The organism is Thiosulfatihalobacter marinus (assembly GCF_016019955.1).
GTDB lineage: Bacteria > Pseudomonadota > Alphaproteobacteria > Rhodobacterales > Rhodobacteraceae > Shimia > Shimia marinus_A.
The window spans coordinates 39,523-64,422 of sequence record NZ_JAECRZ010000016.1 but is presented as its reverse complement, the minus strand read 5'-3'; the positions used below and the strand labels follow the sequence as shown (position 1 = coordinate 64,422).

At 63.0% G+C, this 24,900-nt stretch carries 28 protein-coding genes and 3 pseudogenes; 11 read left to right on the top strand and 20 right to left on the bottom strand.

The genetic code is table 11. The features are described 5' to 3' along the window. A partial coding sequence (locus I3253_RS17660) for a hypothetical protein (RefSeq protein ID WP_232237262.1) occupies window positions 1-325 on the top strand: 325 nt, incomplete at its 5' end. A gap of 433 nt (window positions 326-758) precedes the next feature. On the opposite strand, the pseudogene I3253_RS17655 reads toward I3253_RS17660, so the two are convergent. Then, window positions 759-1,616: pseudogene (locus I3253_RS17655) on the bottom strand (cation diffusion facilitator family transporter); the annotation flags it as partial. Between the two features lie 65 nt (window positions 1,617-1,681). Between I3253_RS17655 and I3253_RS17650 the strand changes: the two are divergent. Further along, window positions 1,682-1,987, top strand: a pseudogene (locus I3253_RS17650) (transposase); the annotation flags it as partial. A gap of 22 nt (window positions 1,988-2,009) precedes the next feature. Here I3253_RS17650 and I3253_RS17645 read toward each other — a convergent pair. Continuing rightward, window positions 2,010-2,438: a MerR family transcriptional regulator gene (locus I3253_RS17645; protein WP_197919133.1), complete on the bottom strand. Its 429-nt coding sequence runs from the start codon at window positions 2,436-2,438 to the stop codon at window positions 2,010-2,012. Between the two features lie 207 nt (window positions 2,439-2,645). Here I3253_RS17645 and I3253_RS17640 point away from each other — a divergent pair, with 207 nt between their 5' ends. The 5 genes from I3253_RS17640 to I3253_RS17620 are packed head-to-tail and all read left to right on the top strand — an operon-like array spanning window position 2,646 to window position 5,408. Beyond that, window positions 2,646-3,212, top strand: a complete 567-nt coding sequence (locus tag I3253_RS17640; RefSeq protein WP_197919138.1) for an SCO family protein — start codon at window positions 2,646-2,648, stop codon at window positions 3,210-3,212. A 5-nt stretch (window positions 3,213-3,217) separates the two neighbouring features. After that, the gene (locus tag I3253_RS17635) at window positions 3,218-3,640 is read left to right on the top strand and encodes a disulfide bond formation protein B (RefSeq protein ID WP_197919132.1); all 423 of its coding nucleotides are present in this window, start codon (window positions 3,218-3,220) and stop codon (window positions 3,638-3,640) included. Continuing rightward, entirely contained in the window at window positions 3,637-4,296 is a 660-nt protein-coding gene (locus tag I3253_RS17630; RefSeq protein WP_197919131.1) for a DsbA family protein, read from the top strand. Before I3253_RS17635 ends, I3253_RS17630 begins: the two co-directional genes overlap by 4 nt. 18 nt (window positions 4,297-4,314) lie before the next feature. After that, on the top strand, window positions 4,315-4,782 hold the full coding sequence (locus I3253_RS17625) for a copper chaperone PCu(A)C (protein WP_197919130.1): 468 nt from the start codon (window positions 4,315-4,317) through the stop codon (window positions 4,780-4,782). Then, window positions 4,782-5,408, top strand: coding sequence for an SCO family protein (locus I3253_RS17620; protein ID WP_197919129.1), 627 nt, complete (start codon window positions 4,782-4,784; stop codon window positions 5,406-5,408). Before I3253_RS17625 ends, I3253_RS17620 begins: the two co-directional genes overlap by 1 nt. Before the next feature lie 609 nt (window positions 5,409-6,017). Here the strand turns inward: I3253_RS17620 and I3253_RS17615 are convergent. The 3 genes and pseudogenes from I3253_RS17615 to I3253_RS17605 form a co-directional block, all read right to left on the bottom strand. Next, a pseudogene (locus tag I3253_RS17615) lies at window positions 6,018-6,296 on the bottom strand (DUF6441 family protein); the annotation flags it as partial. Continuing rightward, entirely contained in the window at window positions 6,209-7,060 is an 852-nt protein-coding gene (locus I3253_RS17610) for an HK97 family phage prohead protease (RefSeq protein ID WP_232237188.1), read from the bottom strand. The pseudogene I3253_RS17615 and the gene I3253_RS17610, both read right to left, overlap by 88 nt. 4 nt (window positions 7,061-7,064) lie before the next feature. Beyond that, window positions 7,065-8,636, bottom strand: coding sequence for a phage portal protein (locus tag I3253_RS17605; protein ID WP_197919128.1), 1,572 nt, complete (start codon window positions 8,634-8,636; stop codon window positions 7,065-7,067). Window positions 8,637-8,837: 201 nt separating this feature from the next. Here I3253_RS17605 and I3253_RS17600 point away from each other — a divergent pair, with 201 nt between their 5' ends. Then, a complete protein-coding gene (locus I3253_RS17600; protein ID WP_197919127.1) occupies window positions 8,838-11,387 on the top strand; it encodes a DNA methyltransferase in 2,550 nt (849 codons plus the stop codon). Window positions 11,388-11,765: 378 nt separating this feature from the next. On the opposite strand, the gene I3253_RS17595 is transcribed toward I3253_RS17600, so the two are convergent. From I3253_RS17595 to I3253_RS17545, 11 genes are all read right to left on the bottom strand, one after another. Then, entirely contained in the window at window positions 11,766-12,560 is a 795-nt protein-coding gene (locus tag I3253_RS17595; protein WP_197919126.1) for a nucleoside phosphorylase, read from the bottom strand. Then, on the bottom strand, window positions 12,557-13,183 hold the full coding sequence (locus tag I3253_RS17590) for a class I SAM-dependent methyltransferase (protein WP_332255726.1): 627 nt from the start codon (window positions 13,181-13,183) through the stop codon (window positions 12,557-12,559). The genes I3253_RS17595 and I3253_RS17590 overlap by 4 nt, the downstream gene beginning before the upstream one ends. A 131-nt stretch (window positions 13,184-13,314) precedes the next feature. Next, complete coding sequence (locus tag I3253_RS17585; protein WP_197919124.1) at window positions 13,315-14,433, bottom strand: cysteine desulfurase family protein; 1,119 nt, start codon at window positions 14,431-14,433, stop codon at window positions 13,315-13,317. 35 nt (window positions 14,434-14,468) lie between these two features. Further along, window positions 14,469-14,894 (bottom strand): rhodanese-like domain-containing protein, encoded by a 426-nt coding sequence (locus tag I3253_RS17580; protein WP_197919123.1) that lies wholly within the window; start codon window positions 14,892-14,894, stop codon window positions 14,469-14,471. Further along, a complete protein-coding gene (locus I3253_RS17575) occupies window positions 14,891-15,223 on the bottom strand; it encodes a rhodanese-like domain-containing protein (RefSeq protein WP_197919122.1) in 333 nt (110 codons plus the stop codon). Before I3253_RS17575 ends, I3253_RS17580 begins: the two co-directional genes overlap by 4 nt. Further along, window positions 15,223-15,387, bottom strand: coding sequence for a DsrE family protein (locus I3253_RS20670; RefSeq protein WP_197919121.1), 165 nt, complete (start codon window positions 15,385-15,387; stop codon window positions 15,223-15,225). The genes I3253_RS17575 and I3253_RS20670 overlap by 1 nt, the downstream gene beginning before the upstream one ends. A 4-nt stretch (window positions 15,388-15,391) precedes the next feature. Further along, window positions 15,392-15,577: a DsrE/DsrF/TusD sulfur relay family protein gene (locus tag I3253_RS20665; RefSeq protein WP_197919120.1), complete on the bottom strand. Its 186-nt coding sequence runs from the start codon at window positions 15,575-15,577 to the stop codon at window positions 15,392-15,394. A 9-nt stretch (window positions 15,578-15,586) separates the two neighbouring features. Continuing rightward, the gene (locus I3253_RS17560; protein WP_197919119.1) at window positions 15,587-16,306 is read right to left on the bottom strand and encodes a DUF1499 domain-containing protein; all 720 of its coding nucleotides are present in this window, start codon (window positions 16,304-16,306) and stop codon (window positions 15,587-15,589) included. Then, complete coding sequence (locus I3253_RS17555) at window positions 16,299-17,609, bottom strand: MFS transporter (RefSeq protein WP_197919118.1); 1,311 nt, start codon at window positions 17,607-17,609, stop codon at window positions 16,299-16,301. Before I3253_RS17555 ends, I3253_RS17560 begins: the two co-directional genes overlap by 8 nt. A gap of 142 nt (window positions 17,610-17,751) precedes the next feature. After that, window positions 17,752-18,753, bottom strand: coding sequence for a VTT domain-containing protein (locus tag I3253_RS17550; RefSeq protein ID WP_197922716.1), 1,002 nt, complete (start codon window positions 18,751-18,753; stop codon window positions 17,752-17,754). Next, entirely contained in the window at window positions 18,734-19,585 is an 852-nt protein-coding gene (locus I3253_RS17545; protein ID WP_197919116.1) for a sterol desaturase family protein, read from the bottom strand. The genes I3253_RS17550 and I3253_RS17545 overlap by 20 nt, the downstream gene beginning before the upstream one ends. A gap of 79 nt (window positions 19,586-19,664) precedes the next feature. Here I3253_RS17545 and I3253_RS17540 point away from each other — a divergent pair, with 79 nt between their 5' ends. Further along, the gene (locus I3253_RS17540; protein ID WP_197919115.1) at window positions 19,665-20,324 is read left to right on the top strand and encodes an ArsR/SmtB family transcription factor; all 660 of its coding nucleotides are present in this window, start codon (window positions 19,665-19,667) and stop codon (window positions 20,322-20,324) included. Here the strand turns inward: I3253_RS17540 and I3253_RS17535 are convergent. Both I3253_RS17535 and I3253_RS17530 read right to left on the bottom strand, forming a co-directional pair. Further along, window positions 20,321-21,058, bottom strand: a complete 738-nt coding sequence (locus I3253_RS17535; RefSeq protein ID WP_197919114.1) for a sulfite exporter TauE/SafE family protein — start codon at window positions 21,056-21,058, stop codon at window positions 20,321-20,323. The genes I3253_RS17540 and I3253_RS17535 overlap by 4 nt on opposite strands. 21 nt (window positions 21,059-21,079) lie before the next feature. Then, window positions 21,080-21,640, bottom strand: coding sequence for a DUF302 domain-containing protein (locus I3253_RS17530; RefSeq protein ID WP_197919113.1), 561 nt, complete (start codon window positions 21,638-21,640; stop codon window positions 21,080-21,082). Between the two features lie 92 nt (window positions 21,641-21,732). Here I3253_RS17530 and I3253_RS17525 point away from each other — a divergent pair, with 92 nt between their 5' ends. Next, complete coding sequence (locus tag I3253_RS17525) at window positions 21,733-22,062, top strand: ArsR/SmtB family transcription factor (protein ID WP_197919112.1); 330 nt, start codon at window positions 21,733-21,735, stop codon at window positions 22,060-22,062. A gap of 85 nt (window positions 22,063-22,147) precedes the next feature. Here I3253_RS17525 and I3253_RS17520 read toward each other — a convergent pair whose 3' ends face one another. Further along, complete coding sequence (locus I3253_RS17520) at window positions 22,148-22,774, bottom strand: class I SAM-dependent methyltransferase (protein WP_197919111.1); 627 nt, start codon at window positions 22,772-22,774, stop codon at window positions 22,148-22,150. Beyond that, a complete protein-coding gene (locus tag I3253_RS17515) occupies window positions 22,771-23,607 on the bottom strand; it encodes a sterol desaturase family protein (RefSeq protein WP_197919110.1) in 837 nt (278 codons plus the stop codon). The genes I3253_RS17520 and I3253_RS17515 overlap by 4 nt, the downstream gene beginning before the upstream one ends. Before the next feature lie 73 nt (window positions 23,608-23,680). On the opposite strand from I3253_RS17515, the gene I3253_RS17510 reads away from it, so the two are divergent. Further along, the gene (locus tag I3253_RS17510; RefSeq protein WP_197919109.1) at window positions 23,681-24,817 is read left to right on the top strand and encodes an AraC family transcriptional regulator; all 1,137 of its coding nucleotides are present in this window, start codon (window positions 23,681-23,683) and stop codon (window positions 24,815-24,817) included. Window positions 24,818-24,900 lie beyond the last annotated feature (83 nt).

Below are 24,900 nucleotides of genomic sequence, written 5' to 3'. Positions count from 1 at the left end.
AAATTGGCGGCATGAAAACCAACCCGGATACACCTTAGATCAGCCGCTGAGCTGTCCGAAAAACCGGGACCACTTCATTATGCACGAAGAACTCGTCCGAACTCAGATGCTTCTCACCGATTACGGTCGTGTGGTAGGGATCACGCCAGAGACGAGCAACGCTCACGTCATCTTCTACTACGGCCTTCTATCGCTACCACCGCCACTTGCGATCTCTGGTTACGATCTCGACGAGCATTTCCAATTTCCTGTTCACGAGGCAATCGAACTCGTTAACGCCTATTTCGTTGCGCGGTTATCAGCGCTCATCGAGCAGGAAGACTAGCCCCACCAATGTTTTAGGTAGCTCCGTGCGCACGTTGCTCGGTCCCCGATTGCGGTTCGATCCCAGTCCTATTTGAACAGGTGGGACCAAGATCGGAAACATTTCTGGCCGCACTCTTTTCCCGTTTTCTTTCAATGTCTTGGAAGAAATTCACCAAACCGATGCAGTTAACAGGTCCAGAGAATTTCGGGCCGAGAGAACGCTTTCGGGTCTCCTGACACCTGTGGCTGTGCCTAGCGTGCCCCGCAAACCCCTTTTAAAACACGAGAAAATCCGGCCGCAGCCGGATGGGGAGAGCGCTTTCTCGGGGGCAAGTGGCGGAGGGGATGGGCCTGATATCCAACCTTCTCCACCAAGCTGACACTGCCTGCTCTGCGCTTAAGTGTATGAAGGTGCGAGATAATATCGTTCTTCCGTCAATTCGTCCTCCTGATCATTCATGGCCATTACTACCGTGACCGTAGAGGTTGGCGTTGGTGTGGGCGTTCCTTTCATTCTCGAATTCGAGGCTGGAATGAGCGATGCCGAAGCGCTCGCTCAGTCGTGCTTTGATCTCGCCCTTGATGGCCTCAATTCTTGTCCATCCATCTTCGGCGACGACCACGTGGCAGTCGAGCGCCGCCTCGTGTTCCTGCATCTGCCATAGATGCACGTGGTGGACATCCGTAACGCCGTCCACGTCCCGCATCGCGGCGATCACGGCCGAGTTGTCGATATCCGGCGGGCTGCCCAGCATCAGTGTCCGGATCGGGCCGCCGATCTCGGTCAGTGCGAGATACAGTATATACAGCGCGATACCGATGGTGATTGCGGGATCGACCCAGCGCAGGTCGTAGAGAATGATCAGCGTGCCGCCGACGATCACGGCGACCGAGGCGAGCGCATCCGAGAGGTTGTGCAGGAAGAGCGCGCGGATGTTCACGCTGCCCTTCTGCATGGACCAGGTGAGCGCCGCAGTCAGAGCGTCGACCACGAGCGCCACGCCGCCGAGGATGACGACGGTCCAACCCTGAACCTCGGGCGGATCGATAATGCGCATACCGCCCTCGTAGATCAGATAAACGCCGACGAGGATGAGTGTCGTGTAGTTGATCAGTGCCGCGACAATCTCGATCCGGCCGTATCCGAAGGTCATCCGCTCGTCCGCAGGCCTCCGCGCGATCTTGCGCGCCGCGAAAGCGATCACCAGCGACGCCATATCCGAGAAGTTGTGCAGCTCATCCGCGATCAGCGCGAGACTGCCCGAAACGATCCCGCCTGCGATCTGCGCGACGGTCAGAAGGGCGTTCGCTGGCTCTGTTGCACAAATGGTCTGAGGGGATTCATCTTGTGAATCCAGCGTGGTAGCTGGGCTGCATGAGCAGACCGATACCCCCGACCTACAAGACCCGGAACTGGCCAGCCAACAACGAGGCGCTCAAGCGCCGGGGCTCGCTGACGATCTGGTTCGATCCCGCCATGATGTGGGGAGCCGCGCCCACCGGCAAGCGCGGGCGCCAGCCAGACCACAGCGACGCCGCCATCCAGACCTGCCTGACGATGAAGGTGCTGTTCGGCATGGCCCTGCGCCATACAACCGGGTTCGTCGAGAGCCTGCTGCGCCTGATCGGCCTGGACTGGGCTGTGCCCGACTTCAGCACGCTGTCGCGGCGCCAGAAGACGGCTCTGTTGCAACAGAGCCCAATCAGGCCCCAATCTCGTCGTGCTCGGTCAGACATTCAGAATGGTCCCGCAACACCTCCAGCACCCGGCAATCCGCTGTCCGCCCGCCGCTGCACTCGTGGACCATGCGTTTCAGTTCCGTGCGCAGCGCCTTCAGGCGGGCCATGCGCTGCTCCACCTGTTTGAGCTGGCGACGCGCGATGGCATCAGCCTCGTCGCAGGGTCGGTTGGGATGGTCGCTGAGGTCGAGTAGCTCGCGGATCGCATCGAGCGAGAAGCCGAGTTGCCGCGAGTGGCGGATGAAGGACAGTCGGTCGAGCTGTGCATTGTCGTAGCGCCTCTGTCCGCCTTCGGTCCTGCCAGGTTCGGGCATTAGCCCGATCTGCTCGTAGTACCGGATGGTCTGCACCTTCGTGCCGGTCTTCTTTGACAGAGTACCGATCGTGAGCATTCTCGCCTCCATGAAAAAGATACAGTCTGTGTAGGTTTTGCCGTCGGAATAAACAAGTGTCGGATTCACAGACGCGTGAGTTCAAGCTATACCATGATTTCGTGCTTGAACTTCTAGCGGCTAGAGGATGTATCCGCACATGCAATAAGAATCAAAAACAGGCGAACAGGATTGTCCCTTACATCGGCACAGAAGTTTCTTTGGGTTTTGGCATGCGTGGCAGCGCTTGCCTTCGTATGGCTTTTGCTCTGGTCCGACTATCGTGCCGACCGCGCCCGAACCGACGCCGAACCGCCTTTTTTCGCTGAGTTCGAACTGACGGACCACCAGGGTATGGTTCAAACCGAGGAGGACTTTGCGGGGCGCTGGATGCTGGTTTTTTTCGGCTTTACCAACTGCCCCGACGTCTGCCCGACGACCCTATCCGAGGTCGCGGCGGTGATGGACGGTCTGGGCGACGATGCCGCCAAGGTCCAGCCGATTTTCATAACAATCGACCCTGAACGGGACACGCCAATGGTGCTCGCAGAATATGTCCCTCTGTTCGGTGCGGGCATCGTCGGGCTGACTGGCACGCCGGAACAGATCGCCGCGACGTCCGAGACGTTTCCAATCTTCTTTGAGCGCGTCGAAGAGGCCGCCGCGCCGGATGGGTACACCATGGGCCACACGTCGCATCTGTTCCTCTTCGACCCCGAGGCGGGCTTTGCCGACTCATGGCCCTACGGCACCCCCGCCGAAGAGATTCTCGCCGATCTGGAAGAGAGGATCTGACCGACATGAACCGCATATCCGGAGAAACAGCCCTCGGGCTCGCATGGGTCATCGCGCTTGTCGCCTCGCTTGCCGTGCTTTTCATCGGCGAGGTGCTGGGGCAGACGCCCTGCGTGCTGTGCTGGTTCCAGCGCGCCTTCATGTTCCCCTTGGCCATTGTCCTCGGGCTGGGCCTTTGGTGGCGGGACGGCAGCGTGGGGCGCTACGGCATCGCACTGGCGCTTGGCGGCGGCGCAGTCGCCCTTTGGCACATGGGGCTGTACGTCGGTCTTGTTCCCGAACGTATCCAGCCCTGCACGGCCACCGGCCCCTCTTGCACCGATGACAACCAATTGGTCTTCGGCATCCCGATCCCGCTGATGGCGCTCGCCGCCTTCGCGCTGATCGGGGCGCTGTCGGCCCTTTCATTGAAGGACACACGAACATGAATAGACGCGGCCTGATCCTGTCCGTTCTCGCCCTCGGCGTCGCCGGTTTCGGTGGCGCGACCTGGTATGCTAACCGCCCCGGCCCCGTGGCCGAAGCGGAGCCCGTTGCTCCGGAACTCGCGGACGCATTGATCCGCCCCTACTCACCCATCCTCGGACCTGCGGAGGCGCCCGTCACGATCGTCGAATTCTTCGATCCGGCCTGCGAGGCCTGTCGTGCCTTCGATCCGATCGTGAAGGACATCATGGCCGAGCATGGCGACGCGGTGCGTGTCGTGATCCGCTATACGCCTTTCCATGGCGCATCCTCCGAAGAAGCGATCCGCGTTCTCGAAGCTGCAAGGATGCAGGATGTCTACCGGCCGGTCATGACGGCTCTGCTCGAAGGGCAACCCCGATGGGCCTCGCGCGGGGCCCCGCCGCCGGGCCTGATCCTGGAGATCGCCGCAACCGCCGGACTCGATGCAGAGGCGGCGCGGACTCAGATCCTGGCACCCGATGTCGTGGCGATCCTGAATCAGGATCGTGCAGATGTCGCGACCATGGACATTCGCCAGACGCCTACCTTTTTCGTGAACGGCAAGCCGCTCGATCCTTTCGGGGAGGCAGAATTGCGTCGCGTGGTGGCTGCTGAAGTCGCCGCGGCGCAAAGCTGAAAAGAGGAGACCAGTTTGATGAAAAAGAAGGTTTTGACTGTTGCCCTGGCCGCGCTTTTGACATTTGGAGCGCTGTCGGCGCCCGCGCTGGCCGGAGCCGAGGATGTTGTCGTCGAGAACGCGTGGTCCCGCGCCTCCATCGGAATGAACCGCCCCGGGGCCGCATACATGACAATACGCAACACCGGCGACGAGCCGGTGACGTTGGTCGGCCTTGCAACACCGCTCGCCAAGATGCCCGAAATTCACGAGACGAAGACCAATGCCGGAGGTGTGAGTTCCATGAGTCCGGCGGTGGAGATCGCAATCGCCCCGGGCGAGAGTGTCGCGCTTGAGCCGGGCGGCCTGCATGCAATGCTGATGCGGCTGCAAGAACCGATGACGGAAGGGGACACCTTTCCGCTGACCTTGCTTTTCGAAGACGGGGGCGAAGTGACGGTCGAAGTGCCGATCCTCGGCGTCGCCGCACGGGGTCCGGAGGACTGATGCGGCGACGGGCGATCCTGGGGTATGGCGTCGCCGGTGTCGGGGCGGTCGCCCTGATGCTCTTCGTCGGTTGGTGGCAGGTCGATGGTGCAGGTGGATCCGAGCCCATCGGCCAGCGGCCAATGGCCCTGACCGAGATGGATTTCCGTCTGACGGATCATGAGGGCAACGCGGTCGGGCCGGAAACCCTTATCGGCCGCCCGACGATGGTGTTCTTCGGTTTCACCTACTGCCCCGATGTCTGCCCGACGACACTCTCGGACATTTCGGGATGGCTCGACGATCTGGGAGACGAGGCCGACGAGATGAACGTGGTTTTCATCACGGTCGATCCCGAGCGCGACACTGTCGAAACGATGGCCGAATATGTCGGCTATTTCCATCCGGCGATCCGTGGCTGGACGGGGCCGGAGGAGCAGATCGCGCGCGTCGCGGACGGCTTTCGCGCCACCTACGAAAGGGTGGCGACGGAGAGCGGCGATTACACGATGAACCACACCGCGGGCGTCTTCCTATTCGCCTCCACGGGGCGGTTTGTCACCACGATCGACTATCACGAGCCGAGGGAATTCGCGTTGCCGAAAATTCGCCGCGCGCTGGCAGGAGAAACGGAAGGGGCGACATGAGGCTCAGAACTTTGGCGGCTTGTGTCGCAATTGCGGGGACGGTTTCGGGAGCGGCTATCGCCATCTCCGATCTTTTGTCGAAAGAACCCGTGTCAGGCGAAAACGACTGCACCATGACTGTCACCACACCATCAAACTGTGGGCACCAACGCTGCATGTTCAGGGCATAAGTTCCAGCTGCAGCCGACCCGACATGCTCTCTTAATCTACGACGGATGCCTTCCGAGCCACCAACATACAGTGTCGTTTGCTCTTCCCTTTCAGGATTGCGCCGTGGGAGGCGGTACCCTCTCACCTGCTCGGCCGGCAGACCATCAAATGCATTTCTGATCGTCTGAGCAACTCCGGCATTCTCGACAGAAAGCGAGTATAGCGCTGGACGCGTGATGTTTACACCGAGACTTTGCGCCAGCCATGGCCCAAGCTGTTGCGCTGCGACTCCTTCACGGATCTGTTCTGCCGTAAACTGACGCTCTACCGGGTTGTTGAACTCCGCATTGCGGATTGATCGCGCGCGATTAAGCATTTTCATTCGTGCGGATCGGATGATTTCGGCGGTAAGCATAGATCTTTTCAGCCCGACTAGATTTTTTGTCTTGCTGCAAACGATCACGAACTGGCTTTTCCGTCCACCCAGTTCGCCACGATCAGCCCCAGTACGCAGTCCAATGCCCGATCTGCTTCCCGCGCCAGGTCCAGCCGCTTCGGCAACTTCACCTGAGGCACGAGCAGGAAGATCGGCGCGGTGACCTTGCCGCGCCCGGTCTTGGAGCGCGACACCACCGCTTGGCCCTTCGTGTTCAGCCGACCCTCAGGCGGCCTGCCAGATCGTAGATGGTTGAGACGCGGTCGCGCTCGGCCTCGCGGGCGCGGGTCGCGACCGCCTCGGTGTCGGGCGCGGGCGTTGCCTGCGTCTTCGGCTGCGCGCGCGTCTCGCTGGCGGCGACCTTCGGATCGGGCACAGCCGCTTTCGGCTCGGTCATGATGGTGTCCTCTGTTTCGACCGGCTCGGTCGGCTGCGTGGTGGCCGGTGCGCCGTCGCTCGTCGGGGTCTGGGTCTTGTCCGTCATCGGGATCGGTCCTTTCGTGGTAGAAGGGGCGTCCAGGCGGTGAAGGACGCAGTCGTGAAGGGGATGCTGGGCTCGGAAGCCCGCTGCCGGGTCGGCGCCGACCGCGACGGCGGAGACCTCGAACGGCGTCCAGTCGACCGCGCGCCAGAGCTCGCGGCCCGCCTCGGGCTTCGTGACCTCGAAACGGTGGACCTGGTAGCCGATGGAAACCGCGCGGATGTGCCCGGCCTGGATATCGCGCCAGATCGGATCGACATCGGCGCGCTCGCTGATGCGCACGAGGGCAACGCCCCGACCGTTTTCGATGCGGGCGGAACCGGGCACGACCGAACCGATCACCGCATCCAGCGTGTCGATCTCGTGCACCTTCAGAAACGGCGCGCCCGCGTTCAGCCGGTCGAGGCGGACATGGGCGGGGTCGAGGCTCAGTTCCTCGTCATAGGGTTCGCCGAAGAAGGTCGCGCGGCGGACGCGGGCCCCGGCCGACCAGACCACCTCGACGGTGCGGCTGTCGGCATCGGCCGTGTTCGGCGCAAGCTCCGCCGACCGGCGCATGGCCGGCAGTTCGATCATCGTGTCCATGGGGTCAGTCCTGTTGGTCGGCCTGCGCCGGGTCATTTTCCACGTTGGCGGCCGGGTCGTCGGCGGTCGGGTCGTCGGTGTCCGGTTCGTCGTCGGCCGGATCGGTAGCCGGATCGCTCGTCTGCGCGCTGCCGGTCTTGGTGACACGGCGCGGGTCGCTGTCGAGCACGAGACCGAGGGCATCGAGCTTGGCATTGGTCGCGGCGATTTCGGCCAGCACGGCGTCCGGGTTGCGGCCCTGTTTCGCGATCACTTCGGCCAGCGTCATGGTGCCCGAGCGGATCGACAGCAGGTTTGCCATCGCGTCCTTCTGCGGATCGACCGCCTCGAACTTGGGCGGCGACCACTCGACCGGCACCGTCGGCGACGGGATCTGCCCCGCCGCCCACGCCGCTTCCGTGAACCAGCGCCAGGTGGGCGCGCAGAACATCGGGATGAAGAGCTGCCACTGCACGGCGTCGATCTGGCGGCGGAATTCGACGAGCCCCGCCCGGATCGAGGAATAGTTGACCTGGGACAGGTCCCCGGTCAGCAACTCGTAAGGCACCCGGAACCCGGTCGAGATCGTGTGCAGGCTGGCGCGCTTGTATTCGCCATAGCCGCCCGTCGCCGATGGCTGGTTGAAGCGGATGTCCTTGCCGCCGCGGGCATAGGCGATCAGCCCCGGCTCGAACTGCTCGACCCGGTTGCCGTCGGCATCGACCACCGAGGGCGCGATGCCCTGCTGCACCTCGTCGTCGCCGAAGACGATGGCCGTGACGCAGGCCTCGGTCTTTTTGCGGACCAGTTCGGCGACCTCATAGTCATCAAGATCCCGCAAGGACCGAATGACTGGCGCGCCCCAGGGAACGCCGCGCGCCTGCGTGCGCTGTTTTTCATAGACATGGGCGATCTCACTCGCGGGCACCGGGCGGCTCTGTAATCCGTTCTGCAAGGCCCCATAGGCGTCGCCGGGATGTTCGGCGTGCAGCCAGTAAGCCCGGCGCTTGCCAACAGGGTCGAACTCGATCCCCTGCACAAGGCGTCCAGAACCGACGGCGCCGGATTTCGTGGCGTCGAGGAAGTCGGCCTCCAGCACCTGCAACTGCAGCGGCACCGGCAGGCCATCGCTGGCCCGCCGCAGACGGCGGCGCACCAGCACTTCGCCTGCCTCGACCATCTCGCGGCAGATCAGAGTCTGCAGTCCATAGAAGTCCAGCTGGCCGTCGGCGTCGCACTCCGCCGTCCAGCGCTCGAACAGCGCGTCGACCTTGCGGTCGAGCTTGTCGTCGCCGCTCGCGGCGCGCGGCATGATCCCCGCGCCGATGATGTTGTTCACCAGCACCGCCACAGCCTTCGCCGCGTGCGGGTTGTTGCGCACCAGATCCCGCATCCGGTCGCGCAAGAGCGCCCCGGCGACGCCGATTTCGGTGTCGGCCGAGGAGCCCGGCGCGCGCCAGCCCTCGGTGCGCCGCCCGCGTGCCGCCCCATCGTAGCCGCGCGTCAGGGTCTCGAAGGCCTGACGCGCCATCACGCGGCGCGCGGCCATGCGCGGCGCCACCATGGCGATGGCGTGGTCGAACCAGGTCGCGGACATCAGCGATCCCCGCGGCTAAAGCCCGCGAGCCCGGCCATCGGCAGCGGTCGGGTCGTCCCGGCGATGGCGCGCTCGATGGTGCGGATCAGCGAAGGCGAACACGCCGAGTGAGACGACCCGCTCCCGGTCCCGCCCGCCGACTGGCGGGCTCGGCCTCGTAGAAGGGCCCGCATCCCGCGCGCCCCGATACGGGAGACGACGATGACCAAGCTTTCCGACGCCCAAGCCCTGATCCTGAGCGCCGCCGCTCAGCGGCCCGAGCACATCGCCCTGCCGCTGCCCGAGAGCCTGCGCGGTGGCGCCGCCGCCAAGGTGGTCGGCGCAATGCTCGCCAAGGGCTTCCTCGAGGAGGTAGGCCCGCCGCTGCGCTTCGGTCAGATGCCCGAGCACGATCACCGGCGCCTCGGTCAGCCCGAGTTGCGTGGCGGCGACAAGCCGTTCCACACGGTGATCAACGGCGAAAACTTCCATGTGCTGGAGGCGCTGACCTACACCCATCGTGGCAAGATTGATGCTATCTACATCGATCCGCCCTATAATACAGGAGCGCGGGACTGGAAGTACAACAACGATTATGTCGAGGCCGAGGACCTGTATCGGCACTCGAAATGGCTGGCTTTTATTGAGCGCAGGCTATTGATTTCGCGCGAGCTTCTAAATCCGAACGAGTCCACGCTGATCGTCACTATTGATGAGAAGGAATATTTGAGGCTCGGCCTGCTTCTTGAACAGATGTTTCCTGATGCATCGATTCAAATGGTTAGTTCGGTGATCAACCCGAAAGGCTCGTCTCGGACTGGGCGCTTCAGTCGGGTCGATGAGTACATCTACTTCGTTTTCCTCGGATCTGCCTCAGTGGCACCCTGGCGTTCCGATATGCTTCGCGAAGTAGAGGGCGAGGGTCGAAAGGTTCGCTGGGCAGGGCTAATGAGGAATGGTGAGGGAAGTCGCCGCCAGCGAATTCCGTCGATGTTCTTCCCGATTTACATCGATGCGGAAACGGGAGAATACCATTCAACCGGCGAACCGCCGCCTCCAGAAGTCCGCCCCGAGGATGTGCCTTCGCCACCAGGAACACTTCCAATCTGGCCGATAGACCAGAACGGCCAGGAATTGATGTGGCGTCTAAGCCCTCCGTCGCTCCGAGATTATCTCGCGATCGGACATGCAAAATTCGGAAGGAGAGATAAGAGAACCGGGCTTCGTTCAGTCTCTTACTTGCAAGCCGGGATAAGGCAGATGTTAAAGAGCGGAGAGGTCGTATCTGTTGGCAAGGACCCCGAGGGCGCACTCGAATTGGAATTTGCAGACGCATTCGGAACAAGAAGTCCCGTAACCATTTGGAATCTTGTAGCCCACAAGACGCACCTAACGCAGCTGCTGGGGCGCATGGTGCGCACACCACTGGCGCGGCGGATCCCGGGCAATGAACGACTGAACTCGGTCGATTGCCTGCTCCCGTTCTTCGACGAAGCCTCGGTCAAGGACGTCGCCAAGGCGCTGATGTCCGGTGGGGACGGCGGCGATGACCTGCCGGGTCGCCGCGTGCTGATCAACCCCGTCGAGTTGAAGCCCAATCCTGCGATCCCGGAGGCGGTTTGGGACAAGCTGCTCTCGCTGCCATCCCAATCCCTGCCGAAGCGGCATGCCCGTCCCGTCAAGCGGCTGACATCGCTGGCGCATGAGCTGGCCGTGGATGGCCTGCTCGAGGACGCTGGCAAGGCTGCTCATGCCGAAATGCACAAAGTGCTCGATGGCGCCAGAGCGCGCTACAAGGCGGAAATCGAGACTGCCCGCAAATCGGTCCTGACAGTCGAAGGCAAGAGCCTGAAGGCCGACCTGAAAGGCGGCGGCATGTCGTTCGACGACTTCCTCGAGGAAGCGGACTACGCCGTGATCGAAGACGCATATCGCAGGGCGGGCCGTGCGATCAGTCCGGATCTCGCGACGTCGTACAGCGACTACCTGGCGCGGAGCGAAGGCGATGCGGACGACATGGAGGCCGCTCTCATCGATGCGCACGTCACGATTGGCGCTCTGGGATTGGTTCCCGGCATCCGAGAGACACTTGAGGCTGAGGCCGAGAAACTCGCGAACCAATGGCTCACTCGCTTCCGGGTCGACATCAAGAATCTCTCCGACGAGCGTCAGGACGTGTATCGCCAGATCCGGGAGATGAGCGCGAACCCCATGGATGTGGACCTGGCTCGTCCGACGTCTTGGATGCAGCCGACGACGATCCGGGAGGCGAACGGCTCAGAGACGCCGCTGCCATCGTTCGAGCGGCACATGCTGTGCGATGAGCATGGGATGTTCCCCGAGGACTTCAATTCATGGGAAGGTGAAGTCGTGAAATCCGAACTCGCGCGGGCGGGGGCCATCGCGTGGTACCGGAACCCGTCGCGCGCCAGCCAGGACTCGCTTGGCATCATTTACGAGGATGGTGGCGAACCAAAGATCGTCCGGCCCGACTTCGTATTTTTCGTTCAGCAGGACGATGGGACCGCCGTCGCCGATATCGTCGATCCGCACGGCATTCAGTTCGGCGACGCGATGCCGAAGCTCAAGGGGCTGGCGCAGTACGCAGAACGCTTCGGCGATCAGTATCGTCGGATCGAGGCCGTTGCAAAGATCGGCGACAAGTTCCGTGTTCTGGACCTGAAGGAAGCCGCGACGCGCGCGTCGGTCTCTACCGCGACAACCATCAAGGCTCTGTATGAAAGCGCGAATGCATTCGATTACTTGCCCTAACCATCACAGAGTTCGACGCCAGTTCCTTGCGGCACGGATACGGCTTCCACAACGGTTACGCATGATTTGCGACCCAAAACCACTAATTATCACGACCTTGATCGGCTAAACCGGACCGCGCGCGGTTAACAGGTCCGGAGAATATCGGCCCGGAGAGAACGCATGCGCGCCCTTCGGGGCGCAGCCCGGTTAACAGCCCCTCCCGCATAACCCTCGAAAACAACGGAAAAATCCGGCCGGAGCCGGATCGGGAGAACGCTTTCGCGAGGGCAAGTGGCGGAGGGAACGCGACTGGTGTCGAACCTTCTCCACCCGAAGTCATTGTTTTTAAAGTAGTTTGAAATCACCGCTGCGGTTGGCAGTTGATGATCGCGCCGATCAGTTGAGCCGCGCAGCAATCAGCGACACGACCGCGAAGGCATCGGCTGTCCCGTTCGCCTCGCCCTTTTCGAAGTCGCCCTCGATAGTCCCCATCTGGTTGGTCACATGGGCGAGGCAGATGACCGCCCGACCTCGCGCTATTGCGAAGGCATAGAGCCCGGCCGCCTCCATTTCGACGGCGAGGATGCCACGTGCCCGCGCCGCGGCGATGGCGGTTTCGGTCTCGCGGAACGGGGCATCGGTTGTCCAAGTCGCGCCGGTCAGCACGCGGGGGCCGTCCGCGAACGCGCCATCGAGTCGCGCAAGGATTTCTTCGGGTGCCGCGCTCCAGTCAGATGGCGCAAGGTAATGGTAGCTCGTGCCCTCATCGCGGAGCGCCCGGTCGATCAGGATGAAATACGGCGGCGCGCCTTGCGGCATGATCTGCCCCGACGAGGTGACGCTGATCAGGAGTTCGCATCCCGAGGCGAACATCTCCTCGGCGACGAGCACGGCGAAGGAAGCGCCGACGGCGCAGCCGACCACGCCGATCTCGTGGCCATTCAGGTCGAACACCCACATGTCGGTGTGGTAACAGACCCATCCTTCATGCCGCCGCGCGCGACCCTCAGCGCGGATCTGGCGCACGATGTCGCCGTCGGGGTCGAGCAGGCAAACTTCAGGCACTGCGACGGCATCGGCACCTTTCTGGCGGCGCGCCTCACGCAACAGACTCTCGGGCGTAAAGGCCGATGGCGAGTCGTGATGCTTGTCGGCAAGGATCGGCGGCGTCTGGCCTTCTCGTTTGGTCATGACGGCTCCGTTTCTGGTGTTATCTTTGGGATTTTGGTCGCGCTCACCACCAGAAATGCCGCGCCCAGCGTTGTCCAGCGTCCGAACCACGGATCGATCGGCGCCATGACCTTCGCGGCCCATCCGAACGGCGGGTAGAAGACGGTGCCGGTGACGGTGGCGTCCGTGAGCCTCGCCTCGGTCGCTATGTCGATCAGATTGCCCCGGCTCCGGAAATGCGCTCCACTCCAGCGCTTCGAGCCGAGCCAGCCCTTGACGCGGCGCTGCGCCGCCCAGAGGTTCCAGCGACCGAGCTCGCCGAGGAACAGCCGACCGCCGGGTTTGAGCACGCGCGTCATTTCCCGGATCGTCGAGCGCGGATCGTCGACGAAGCAGAGCGTGGCGACCGACACGACGCAATCGTAGTGCCCTGCGGGGAATGGAAGGCCGCCAGCATCCCCTTCCACCAGATCGATCTCGACACCCGCGGCTTCCGCCCGGCGGCGTGCGGCGGCGATCATGTCTGCCGAGGTATCGAGGCCTGCGACCCGTGCGCCGTCCTGTGCGAGCCGGGTGGCCAGCACGCCGTCACCGCAGCCGACATCGAGGATGCGCACGCCGCGGACCGGGCCGATCCGGTCAATCAGGAGACGCTACTCGAGCGCGTCCGTGATCCGGCCGAGCGTGCTGCGGCGCCAGTCGGAATAAGCGTCGGGGAGACCCTCGAGCGCTGGGTCGGCCGCGCTCGCATCCGAGACGGGCCGCTCCGCTTCCGTCAACTCAGCACCCGGCGCAAGCGGGCCACGACGTGATCGACCTCGTCCACGGTGGTCTTGCGGCCGAGGCTGAACCGGATCGCGCCAATGCCGACCGGCGGCGCGACACTCATCGCCTCCAGCACCGGAGACAGCTCGACGCACCCCGAATGGCAGGCAGAGCCGGTCGAGGCCGCAACCTCCGGCATGGCCGCGAGGATTTCCGCGCCTACGCGGCCGACGAAGGCGACGTTGAGCGTGTTGGGAAGGCGGCGCTCGGGATGGCCGTTGAGAACGACACCGTCGCCGAACGCATCCTGCAGTGCGGTCCAGAAACGATCTCGGAGGGCCTTGACTTGCTCCATCGGCCCCAAGTCGGCGGAGAGACTGGCGGCCACCCCGAGCGCGGCCGTGAGCATTGCACTTTCGGTGCCAGCGCGCCGACCGCTCTCATGCCCGGCACCATGGATGAACGGCTCCGGCCGCAGCCCGTCACGGATGAAAAGCGCGCCGACGCCCTTGGGGGCATGGAACTTGTGCCCGGCCATCGTCAGCAGATCGACGCCGAGGTCGTCCGCCCGGGTCGCGATCTTGCCGACCGACTGCGCGGCGTCAGTGTGAAAGCGAACGCCGTGCTCTCGCGCAATCGCCGCGCACTCCGCGATGGGCTGGATCGTTCCCGTCTCGTTGTTGGCGTGCATGATAGTGACGAGCACGGTATCGTCCGTGATCGCGCGCCGCAGGTCGTCGGGATCGACGAGCCCCGTGCCATCGACCGGCAGCCATGTCACCCGCGCGCCGAGGCCTTCAAGGAACCGAAGCGGCGCCACGATGGCCGGATGCTCGGCGCTCGACGTGACGAAATGCGGCCGTTCCTTGCCGCTGGCGAAGAACACACCCTTCAGCGCGTGGTTGTTCGCCTCGCTGCCACCGCTTGTGAACACGATCTCCTGCGGCGCGCAGCCGAGAAGACCCGCGACACGGGTCCTGGCGTCCTCCACCATCTGGCGTGCGGGAACCCCGGCCCAGTGGCCGCTGGAGGGATTGCCGTGCCCCGTTTCCAGGGCATGGCGCAGGATCTCGGCGACCTCGGGGGCGACCGGGGTGCTGGCGTTGAAATCCAGATAGATGTCGCGCATGGCCCTGCCTCCCATCCGTTGTCGCTCTGCCCGGGTCAGGGCTTGTAGGCCGCGTCCTGCTGCCAGCCGGTGAAGCCGGTCTGCATGACGACGACGTTCGACCGCCCGGCTACACGCAGCGCGAACGTGGCCTGTGCCGAAAGGGAACCGGTGTTACAGAACAGGATCGTCATCCGATCTTCGGGGATTTCGTCGATCCGGTCGAGCACTTCGCGCCATTCGATGTTGACGGAGCCGGGGATCGTGCCCTCCTCGAACTGACCCGCGTCGCGAGTATCGACGAAAAGCGCGGTCTCGAAGACGGTCTGGTCGATCTGCCGGGGCAGGCTGATGCCAGTCTCGTAGTCCGAGAACATCATGTATTCCTGCATCGCCTCGATGCCGTTTTCCTGTGCCAGAGCTGGCAGTGCCGACATGGAAAGCGCAATCGTGCTCGCGGCGAATAAGTGTTTCAGGTTCATGAGTGGGGTCCTCCGTTTGAGTTGCTTTCGGTGAGATATTGTCTTGCGTTCCAGCCGATAGTGCCACCTTGGAGCCAGAGCGCACCGGAATGGCCGGCTTGTCGCAAAATCTCGGCACCCTCTGCCGAGCGACCGCCGCCTTTTCCGCAGATGGTCAGCGGCGTCTTGCCAGCGGGAATCTCGCTCGCCCGAGCTTCGAGGTCGGCCAGCGAGGTATGCGCGGCTCCATTGACATGCGCGGCAACGCAGTCTTGGGCACCTCGAACGTCGATCAGGTGGAACCGACCCGGATCGGCCGCGAGGGCGGTGAGTGTGAGCATCTCCGCCATCAGAACACCAGGACCTTGTCGACGGCGAGCGTCGCCTGGGCAAGCTCGTCCATGGTTGATCGGTTCACCCCCTCCATCATGTCGCCCTCGGCTAGGCCGCGCGCGTCCATGCAGGTGCCGCACATCAGGACGCGCCCCGTGGAGGACAGGACACGGCGGAGCATCCGTTCAAGGTTGGTAGTAACCTTCCGGGGTCTTCTGCCCCGCCTTGGCGCAGAGCACTGCGTCGGCCATCAGGAAGACAGTGATGTCCGCTTCAGGGTCATTCTTTGCCAGTGCGTGGGCCATGCGCAGCCCGTTGAAGCTGCGCTCGGTGCCATAGGGCGGGTCGTTCAGAAGGATCAGGTGCTTCATCGTCGGTCCTCAGTTCGGGGTGCGCGTTTCGAGATCTGCGAGATACGCCTCGATGCGCCGAGCATTGGCGCCGCGGTCGATCTGACCGAGGCGCGAGCGCGAGCGCATGTCGATGCGGGTGCCGGTATCGGTTTCGCTGAAACGGATCGCCACCTCGTCCTCGAAGCCGAACACACGGCTCCTGGCGATGGCCTCGATCTGGCTCTCCGCGGGGTCGGCCGAGAGCACCTCCCAGCCACGCTCTTCAACGAGCGCGAGCGCTGCCGCGAAAGCCTCGTCTGCGGAGACCGGCGTCTCCAGCGGGCGCACATCCGGATAGGCAGCACGCTGCGGCTCGGCGTTCTGCGCCGGGTAATCGCTGGGCGTTGCGGTGAACCAGAAGACCGGCGGATCTTCGGTGTCGGTCGAGATGTCGTTGATCGGCGGCGTGGTGAGTGTGGCATACTGCCAGGCGCCGGCCGCGATCAGGACCGGCAGCGACAGCACGAGGCCGAGCACAGCGATGCCGCCGCCGCTCCGCCCGCGAGCGAGCCCGAGGCACAACGCCGCCATCGCCAGCGCTGCTCCCGCAATGGCGGCCCAAGCGCCCCAGCTCGCCACGTCCAGCGCCCGCAGTACGGGCCACCAGTCCTGTCGGTAGCCGAGCGCGGAGGCCGCGAGCAGCAGGATCGAAGCCAGCCCGAAGAGAACTGCACCCCATCCGAGGCGGGCGACGGACGTGTCACGCATGGGCAGTCTCCGGCTGTACGGCGGAATTAAGCCGTGGGTGGGTTTCCTCACCGAGCCAGAAGAGCACGGCGCCGGAGACGAACATGGAGATCGCGACGAACCAGAAGGCGGCCTCTGCTGCGCCGGTCAGGCTGGCGGCAAGGCCGAGGCCAAGAGCGCCGATGGCATAGCCAAGGTCGCGCCAGAAGCGGTAGATGCCGATGGCAGAGCCGCGCCAGGCGGGCGGCGTGATGTCGGCCACGGCGGCCGACAGGTTGGGATAGAGCAGCGCCATGCCGATCCCCACGACCCCGACCGAGACCGACCACCACAGCGCACCGGACCCCATGACCACCATCGCGACCCCCGCGCCCGAGATCCACATGCCCAGCACATTGGGCCAGAACCGTCCCACATGGTCCGAAAGCCGCCCGGTAAAGAGCTGCGAACCACCCCAGACAAAGCCATAGGTGCCCACGATCCAGCCAAGCTCGGTCAGCGTCGCGCCGCGTTGGACGAGGAACACGGGAAACAGCGCCCAGACCAACGCATCGACGAATTTCTCCACCAGCCCGGCCTGACTGATTGCGAAAAGCCGCCTGTCGCGCCAACTCATCAGCGCAAACACCTCTCCCGTGCCGGGATGCTGCGAGACACCCTTCGGGTAGCGCGGCATGAAGCTGGGCGGTGCGGCCTTGTGCGCGGCCGTCTCGGCCCGCGCCCAGGGGAGCGTATCCTGGACCCAGACCACGGTCAGCATCAACGCCAGAACAACCACGGTCATGCCGAAGACAAGGAGCCCGGTCCGCGCGCCCAGCCATTCCGCGGCATAGGCCGTCAGGACACCTGCGAGCGCGACGCCCACATAGCCCGAGAATTCGTTCAGCCCCATGGTCAGCCCGCGTTCCTCGGCCCTGGTGATGTCGAGCTTGGCGGTCTGGGTCATCGACCAGCAAAGCCCCTGGTTGATGCCCAGAAGCACAGTCGCGGCGATGATCCAGTTCCAGTCCGGCGCGGCCCAGATCAGCACCGGGATCGGCAGCGCCGCAATCCAGCCCCAGATCAGCACCCGTTTGCGCCCGACCCGCTCGGACCAGCGCCCGGCAACGAAGTTCATCGCCGCCTTCACTGCCCCGAAGGCCACCACGAAAGACGCAAGCAGCAGAAATGAGCCGCGCGCCAGGCCGAACTCGGTCTCAGCGAGCGCCGGCACCACGGTGCGGGTCATGCCGATGGCAAAACCCACCAGCAATACCTGGATCAGTTGGTGGACGACCTGTGCCCGGTTGGCGGACAGACCATGCTGCAAATCGTTCGGTGTCATTCGTCGGTTTCCCCGGTGAAATGTTTCGGGTCTCGAGGCGCGGGCGCGGCGCCCCTTGCGGCCCCGGTGCGACGGGAAGCCCCGCTCCGCAACCCTGGACGCGCTTCAAGCCACGCAGAGACAGCTTTCGATCCCTGCCCGTTCATGCGACTTGCTCACCAAGGCTCGTGGCCAATCCGCGCGCGTTCCAATCGACCATGCCGCATTTAAGTACCTTGACGTCCGCAAAGCCGACATCCTGCAAGAGCCGGGCAGCACCGGCCGACCGCCGCTCGGTGCGGCAAACGGTGATGACCTCGCCCTTGAGCTTGGCCGCAACCGCGTCAATGCGCGCCTCCAGTTCCTCCAGCGGAATGTTGAGCGCGCCGGGGATATGTCCGTGCGGCCCGGTGAACTCGTCTGCCCCGCGTACGTCGAGGATGGTCGGCGGCGCGGATTCGGCCAGCCGCGCCAGGGTGGTCGGGGCGTCGATCCATGCAATGTCGCCGCCGCGCATCCGTTTGATGATCCGGGGAAGGAGGGCGATTGCCGCCAGCAGGCCAAGCGCCAGCAGGCCATAGCGGATGGCGGAACCGTTGCCCTCCAGCGCCTCGCGTCCAGCGAAACCGAGCCACGTATAGGCCAGCGCGCCGGGGGTCATGGTGATGAAGGATGTCACCACGTAGGAAACCAGCGGGATGCGGGTCAGGCCGAACGCATAGTTGCTGAGGTTGAACGGGAAGACCGGCACGAGGCGCACGAAGGCGACGAAACGCCAGCCCTCGTTTTCGACACCGGCAATCATGCGCTTGAGCCGCCCGCCAGCCTTTCGGGCCACCCAGTCGCCCGCCAGATAGCGGGCGATCAGAAACGCGATGCTGGCGCCGATGGTGGCACCGAGCAGGTTGAGGAAGGTGCCCAGAACCGGGCCGAACATCGCGCCGCCTGCCAGGGCAAAGAGCGAGCCCGGGGCAAAGACCACGGTGCCGAGCGCGTAAAGACCGACATAGACCACCGGCGCCCAGATACCAAAGCCGGAGAGCCATGCGTCGAGGAGGGCCGGGTCGAGTTTGTCGCGGTTCAGGGTAACGAGAGCAACCGCCGCCGCCACCGCGACCAGCAAAGCCAGGCGCGGGAAAGTGGATCTACTGAGCATCTTCGGCATCCTTCCGGTCGCGCGGGTCCGGGCCGCTGGCCGGGCCGCGAAACGGTTGGGTCAGCATCTTGTCGAGCCATTGCTCGCGCACGCGGCGGAACTGCTCGAACCCGATTGTCATGCCCTCGTGGCCCTTGGATGGCTGGGCGATATAGGTGCCCAGCAGGCGGTCCCACCACGGCAGGTTGAAGCCGTAATTGCTGTCGGTCTCACGCTGGATCACCGAGTGATGCACGCGGTGCATGTCGGGCGTGACCACGAAGAGCCGCAGCACCCTGTCCACTCCTTCGGGCAGGCGAATGTTGGAATGGTTGAACATCGCGGTGCCGTTCAGCAGCACCTCGAAGATCAGAACGGCCACGGCGGGCGGACCGAGCGCCAGAACGGCGGCCAGCTTGATCCCCATCGACAGCAAGATCTCGATGGGATGGAACCGCAGCCCGGTGGTCACGTCAAACGCCTGGTCGGCGTGATGCATCCGGTGCAGCCGCCACAGGGCGGGCACCGCGTGAAACAGCACATGCTGGAGGTAGATCACGAAATCCAGAACCACGACGGATACCACGATGGCGACCCATCCCGGCACCTGGACAATGTTGAACAGGCCCCAGCCGTTTTCCTGCGCCAGCAGAGCAAGACCCATGGCGACAACCGGAAAGGTCAGGCGCACAAGGATGGTGTCGATGACAACGACACCCAGATTGTTGGTCCAGCGGATGACGCGAGGGATCTCGATCCGGCGGCGTGGTGCGGCAACCTCCCAGACCGCCATGACAACCAGAATGCCGAGGAAAACGGCCAGACGTATGGCACCTTCATTTGTCAAAAGCAGGTCTGTCATGTCTACATCCCTTGCCGATCGTGTGTAACGGCATTACATTCTAGTAATCGCTGGAATGATATAATGATGAGGTCAAGGCATGTCAATCAGTCCGAAACTGAAGCTCTATGAGGCCTTTGCAGGCATCGGTCGGGCGCTGGGGCATGCGCACCGCCTTGATATTCTTGAACATCTCGCGCAAGGCGAGCGCGGGGTCGAGGCCCTCGCGGCGAAGGTCGGACTGACCACCGGAAACACCTCTCAGCATCTGCAATTGCTGAAACACGCCGGACTGGTGGAATCACGCCGGGACGGAAAATTCATCCTGTACCGTCTGAGCGGCGACAGGGTGCTTGGCCTCATTGCGGCCCTGTTTGACGTCGGAGAGCACAATCTCGCCGAAGTGGACAAGGTGCTGCGCGGCTATTTCCATGAACGTGACGCGATGGAACCGGTTTCGCACGAGGACCTGATCGAGCGGTCGCGCGACGGTCTGGTCACGGTGCTGGACGTGCGTCCCGAGGACGAGTTTCGGGCCGGGCATCTGCCCGGCGCGGTCAACATGCAGCTCGAAGAACTGGAAAGCCGCCTGGCGGAAATCGACCCCGGCAAAGAGGTAATTGCCTATTGCCGCGGCCCTTACTGCGTCCTCTCTTTCGAAGCGGTCGCGGCGCTGCGCAAAAAGGGGATTGCCGCGCGCCGGTTGGAGGACGGGCTGCCGGAATGGCGCGCGGCGGGGCTGCCACTCGAGCATTCTTAGACCAGCAGACCAAACGCAACTTTGGCCGCGAGCAGATAAAGCACGACACCGATCAGTTTCTTGACCTGCGCCGGTGAAAGCCTGAAATGCATGATCCGGTTGCCGAAATAGCCGCCGAGGATTGCCGCGACGGTCACGACTCCCAAAAGCCGCCAGTCCATTTCGGTGAAGCCCAGATAGGTGGTGAAGGCCCCGAAGGATGAAAACGGGATCACCATGCCTACCGCAATCCCCGCCTCCTTGGCGTTATAGCCGAGCAAGATCAGCATCGGGATCAGGAGCGAGCCGCCGCCAACGCCCAGAAGGCCCGAGACGATGCCGACACCGCCGCCCAAAGCCGCCAGCAGCGCGGGGCTGCGAAACCGGAACCGCGCCTCGCGTTTTTGAAACAGCAGGAGTGTGCCGCTGGTCACGAGGAAGGCCACAAGCAGCCATTTCACCCAGACCTCGTTGACATGCTGGCTCAGCCAGGCGCCCAGCGGCGTGGCCAGCAGAATGGCAATGATCAGCGGCAGGGTCGCCTTCACATTCAGCACCCCGCGCCTGAAGTTCATCACGCTGGCGGTAATGGTGCTGGAGGTGTTGACGAACAGCCCGATTGCCTTGGCGAGGTTGATCGGCAACCCCGCCACGTTGAACAGCGGCACCAGCGCAATGGCCGCGCCGATGCCACCCATGGAAAACAGCGTGGAAAACCCCAGCGTCAGGGAAAAATACAGGATGTAGTCGTTCATTTCCCTGCCCCCGAAGCGGGCCTACCAGGCTTTGATCATCTCGACCATCTTGGCGTAGAGATCGAGGATGTTGGCCTTCAGTTCACCCTCGGCACCGAGCGCTGCAAGCTGGGTCTCGAGATTTGGGATGGTCACGAACACCTCGCCATCCTTGGCATAGATGCTGATCCGGCAAGGCATCAGCACGTTCAGTTCCGGCTGGGTGTTGAGCAGTTCTGCGGCCAGCGGCGCGTTGCACAGCTCGAAAACGGAGGCATCCTCCTTGATCTCCAGCCCTTTCTGAGCGGGCAGGTTCTTCGAGAACGGGTAATGCTTTTTCAGTTCGAGCCCGATGGCTTCACCGTCCGCCTCGACGCGCGCTTCGATCTCATCGAATGTGCCGGCGGCGGTGTGGGTGAAGACCAGGTCACCCGGGCCTGCCTTTTCGCTTTCCCCCATCATGGACTTCGCCCGCTGCATCATCGACTGGCATTCGGCCCGCATGTCCGGCTCCATCCGCGCCATCATGGATTTGCACTGCTCCATCATGCTCTGGCCCTTCGCCTTCATGTCGGCGTCCATCCTGCCCATCATCTCTTTCATGTTTCCCATCATCGCCGTTCTCCATTCTGGTTTGACATCGCGCCCGAGTCCCCACATTATGTGAGAGACTATTCATATAAGTGATCACGCATATGGCGGATATCATGATCGATTGCGGCGGCGTCAAGTCCCTGAGCGAGATTTTCAAGCTCCTGTCGGAGCCGAACCGCCTGCGCATCCTGTGCGGGCTGGGGCTGGAGTGCCAGTCCGTCGGATCGATTGTCGAGGAAACCGGGCTCAGCCAAACCAATGTCTCGTTCCACCTGCGGCTGTTGCGCGAAGCGGGGTTGGTCCGCCCGGAGAAGCGCGGGCCGTTCGTGTACTATTGTCTGCCCAACCAGAAACTTCTGGAGCTTCTCGAGGATTTCCGCGCGTGGACAGAAACCCTCGAAAGACCAGACCAATGCAAGGAGGCCGGGTGACGGCCAACGGATATGCGTCCCAGGCCGCCCCGCTCTTGACATTGCTCGGCAGGAAATGACGGACATATCCGGCGCATGTCGCGTCTCAGATCCTCCTTGAGATCGTCCAATGCGTCAGCCGTCCGGAAATGTCTGCTGTCTCGGTCTGGATGCTGGCGAACCCGGCCTTCGCCAGTTCTTTTTCGACCTCGGCGACCGAGGGGAAGCGATAGATCGTGTCCGGATAATCCTTCAGCGCGCGCGCGTCCGCAGACGAGCGATAGCACAGCAGGAACCGCCCCCCGTGGATGAGGATGCGAAACGCTTCGGCCAGATGGGCGGCCGGGCCGGACCAGAAATACACCGTGTGCACCGACAGCGCCTTGGAGAAACGGTTGTTCGGCGAAGGCAGGTTCGCACTGTCGGCACAATGAAACGACAAGCGCGTATCCCAGACCGCCGCGCGGTTTCGTTTTCGCGCAAGTCGCACCATGACGCCGGAAAAATCGACACCCACGCCACGCGACAGCCGCACCATGCGATCTGCGTATCGCAGCGTCTCACCATGCCCGCATCCGATGTCGAGCAGACTGTCGCCATCTTCAAGGTCCAGCAGATCAAGCGCCCGTCGGTTCTCGGCCCGCGTTTCCCGCGCCATGACACGGGCGACGACACCACCAAGAAGCCCGGTCGGGCAACGGCTCTGACGCGCGATGAACTCGGGTTTGGTCATTTGATCCGTCCTTCCGTGGCAAGGTGGGAGGCCGAACTTCGAGACCGTGAACGCATCGGCCTCTGACACGCTGCGCGGTGAAACTCTGCGTGGTAACCCGGATGCTCCGTTCCCATCAGACGGTCCCACCAGGTGAAGTAAAGGCCGAGGTTGTATCCTGCATGGGCGTGGTGCAGATCATGATGGGTGACGGTTGTCATCCAGTCGAACAGCGGTTTGCCGTGCCGGTTGGCCGGAAAGAGTTCATAGCCGGAATGCCCGATGGCATTGCGCAACATCATGTGCGTGACAAAGATCAGGATCGCCACCGGGTGCGCCGGCAGAACCAGCAGGATGAGCGGAAGGTAGACGGCGTTCACAACCGCCTCGCCCAGATCGAAGCTGTAGGATGTGAACGGCGTCGGATTGTGCGACTTGTGATGCAGCCGGTGAAACCGCCGGAAGAGCGGAGGATAGTGCAACAGCCGGTGCGACCAGTAGAACCAGGCGTCATGCGCGACGATCAGAACCGCCGTGCTGAGACCAAGATAGATCCAGCCATATGCGCCGATCTCGGTGTAGATCGGCACGATACCGGCCTCGGCTCCAAAAACGATCAGCGTGCCGTTCAGCGCAAAGACAAGAACGGTTCGCAGACTCGCGAGGATTTCGCGGCGGATTTGGCCTCGTGGCGGATGGGAAGCCCGGATCTTCCGCGAGCGCAGCCGGGCAGCAAGAACCAGATTGACGGCCAGGTAAACTCCGCCGGCACCGACGACGTAGCGCAGCAGGTCCGTGGCAAAGACACCGGAGAAGATTTCGGCGAGGTGAGAGAAAAGGCATTGGTCTGTCATGTGGATATCCTGATGGCGGGTTCTGGAATCCAACTGGAACAGGTTTTCGAATCGCTCTCGCCGAATTTGAAAGATGCAACGAAAATCGAGAGATCGGCGTCGATCGTTCGAAATCGGCGGGTCCGTTCCTGTTGACTGGCAGGTGCCATCGGTCTTCTTTCAAAACATGGAGGACATTGCGACGAGACTTGACCTTTTCTTGAGGGGCGGTGCGGCAACCGCGCTCGTCTTCTGTGCGCTTGTGTTTCTTGGCGAGCGCAGGCTTTGGCCACGCGGTCTGTCAGTGCCAGCGCTGTGCCTCGGTCTGGGCGCCTATTTGCTGGTATCGACGCCTAACACCGGCCTTCAAGGGTCAGGGGCGGAGGTCTCGCTCGTTCTGTTCGCAGGGGCGGTGCCGGTTCTGGCGGTCTGGGCGGCAGCCGAGATATTCTTCGACCGACCTGTATTCCGGCCCTGGCACGGATTGCCGGCAGTCGCGATTGTTCTGGGAGCATGGGTAGCTCCGCTGTTGCCATTCGCTGGCTTGATCAGGGGCATCCTTGTCGTCGTGTTGTACGCGGCTTTGCTGTTCATAGCGTTGTCGACCGCAACGGATGACCTGGTCGAAACCCGCCGCCGTTTCCGCAGATCGTTCGTGGCCCTCATGGCCCTGACCGGTATCGGGATCTCGATCGTCGAGCTTCTGAAGCTCGATGCCAATCTGCCTTCCGTGGTATACCCGCTCCACGCTCTGGTTTTTCTGCTGCTGACGCTCTTGTTTCTGTCCTGGGCGACACAGCTTGCACCTGATCTCTGGCCCCAGCGTCGGCAGCACATCGAGTTACCTGGGACACAGCCTTCTGCTGCCGATGCAGCGGTCATGAAGAGAATCGAGGGGGCGATGTCGGAAGGCGTCTGGCGCCAGGAGGGGCTGACGATAGGCAAACTTGCGACAGCGGTGAATGCTCCGGAGCACCGTGTTCGGCGTGCGATAAACAAAGGCCTCGGATACAGGAACTTCGCCAGTTTCATCAACGAACGGAGGATCGAAGCGGCTCGAAATATGCTCTCGGATCCGGTTCGTGCAGATATGCCGGTCCTGTCCATCGCCTACGATGTCGGCTTTGCCTCGATCGGGCCGTTTAACCGCGCGTTCCGGGAAATTACCGGACAATCCCCGACCGAGTTCCGTCAGTCTCAGGCCGAACATCACGCAAGAGGCCGCTGGTAACAGGCTTGCCGAGTTTTCGACGACCAATCTCGGACGCAGATAGACCAGTTTGAGGAAGAAACCTTTTTCGGGTTGTTGTGGAT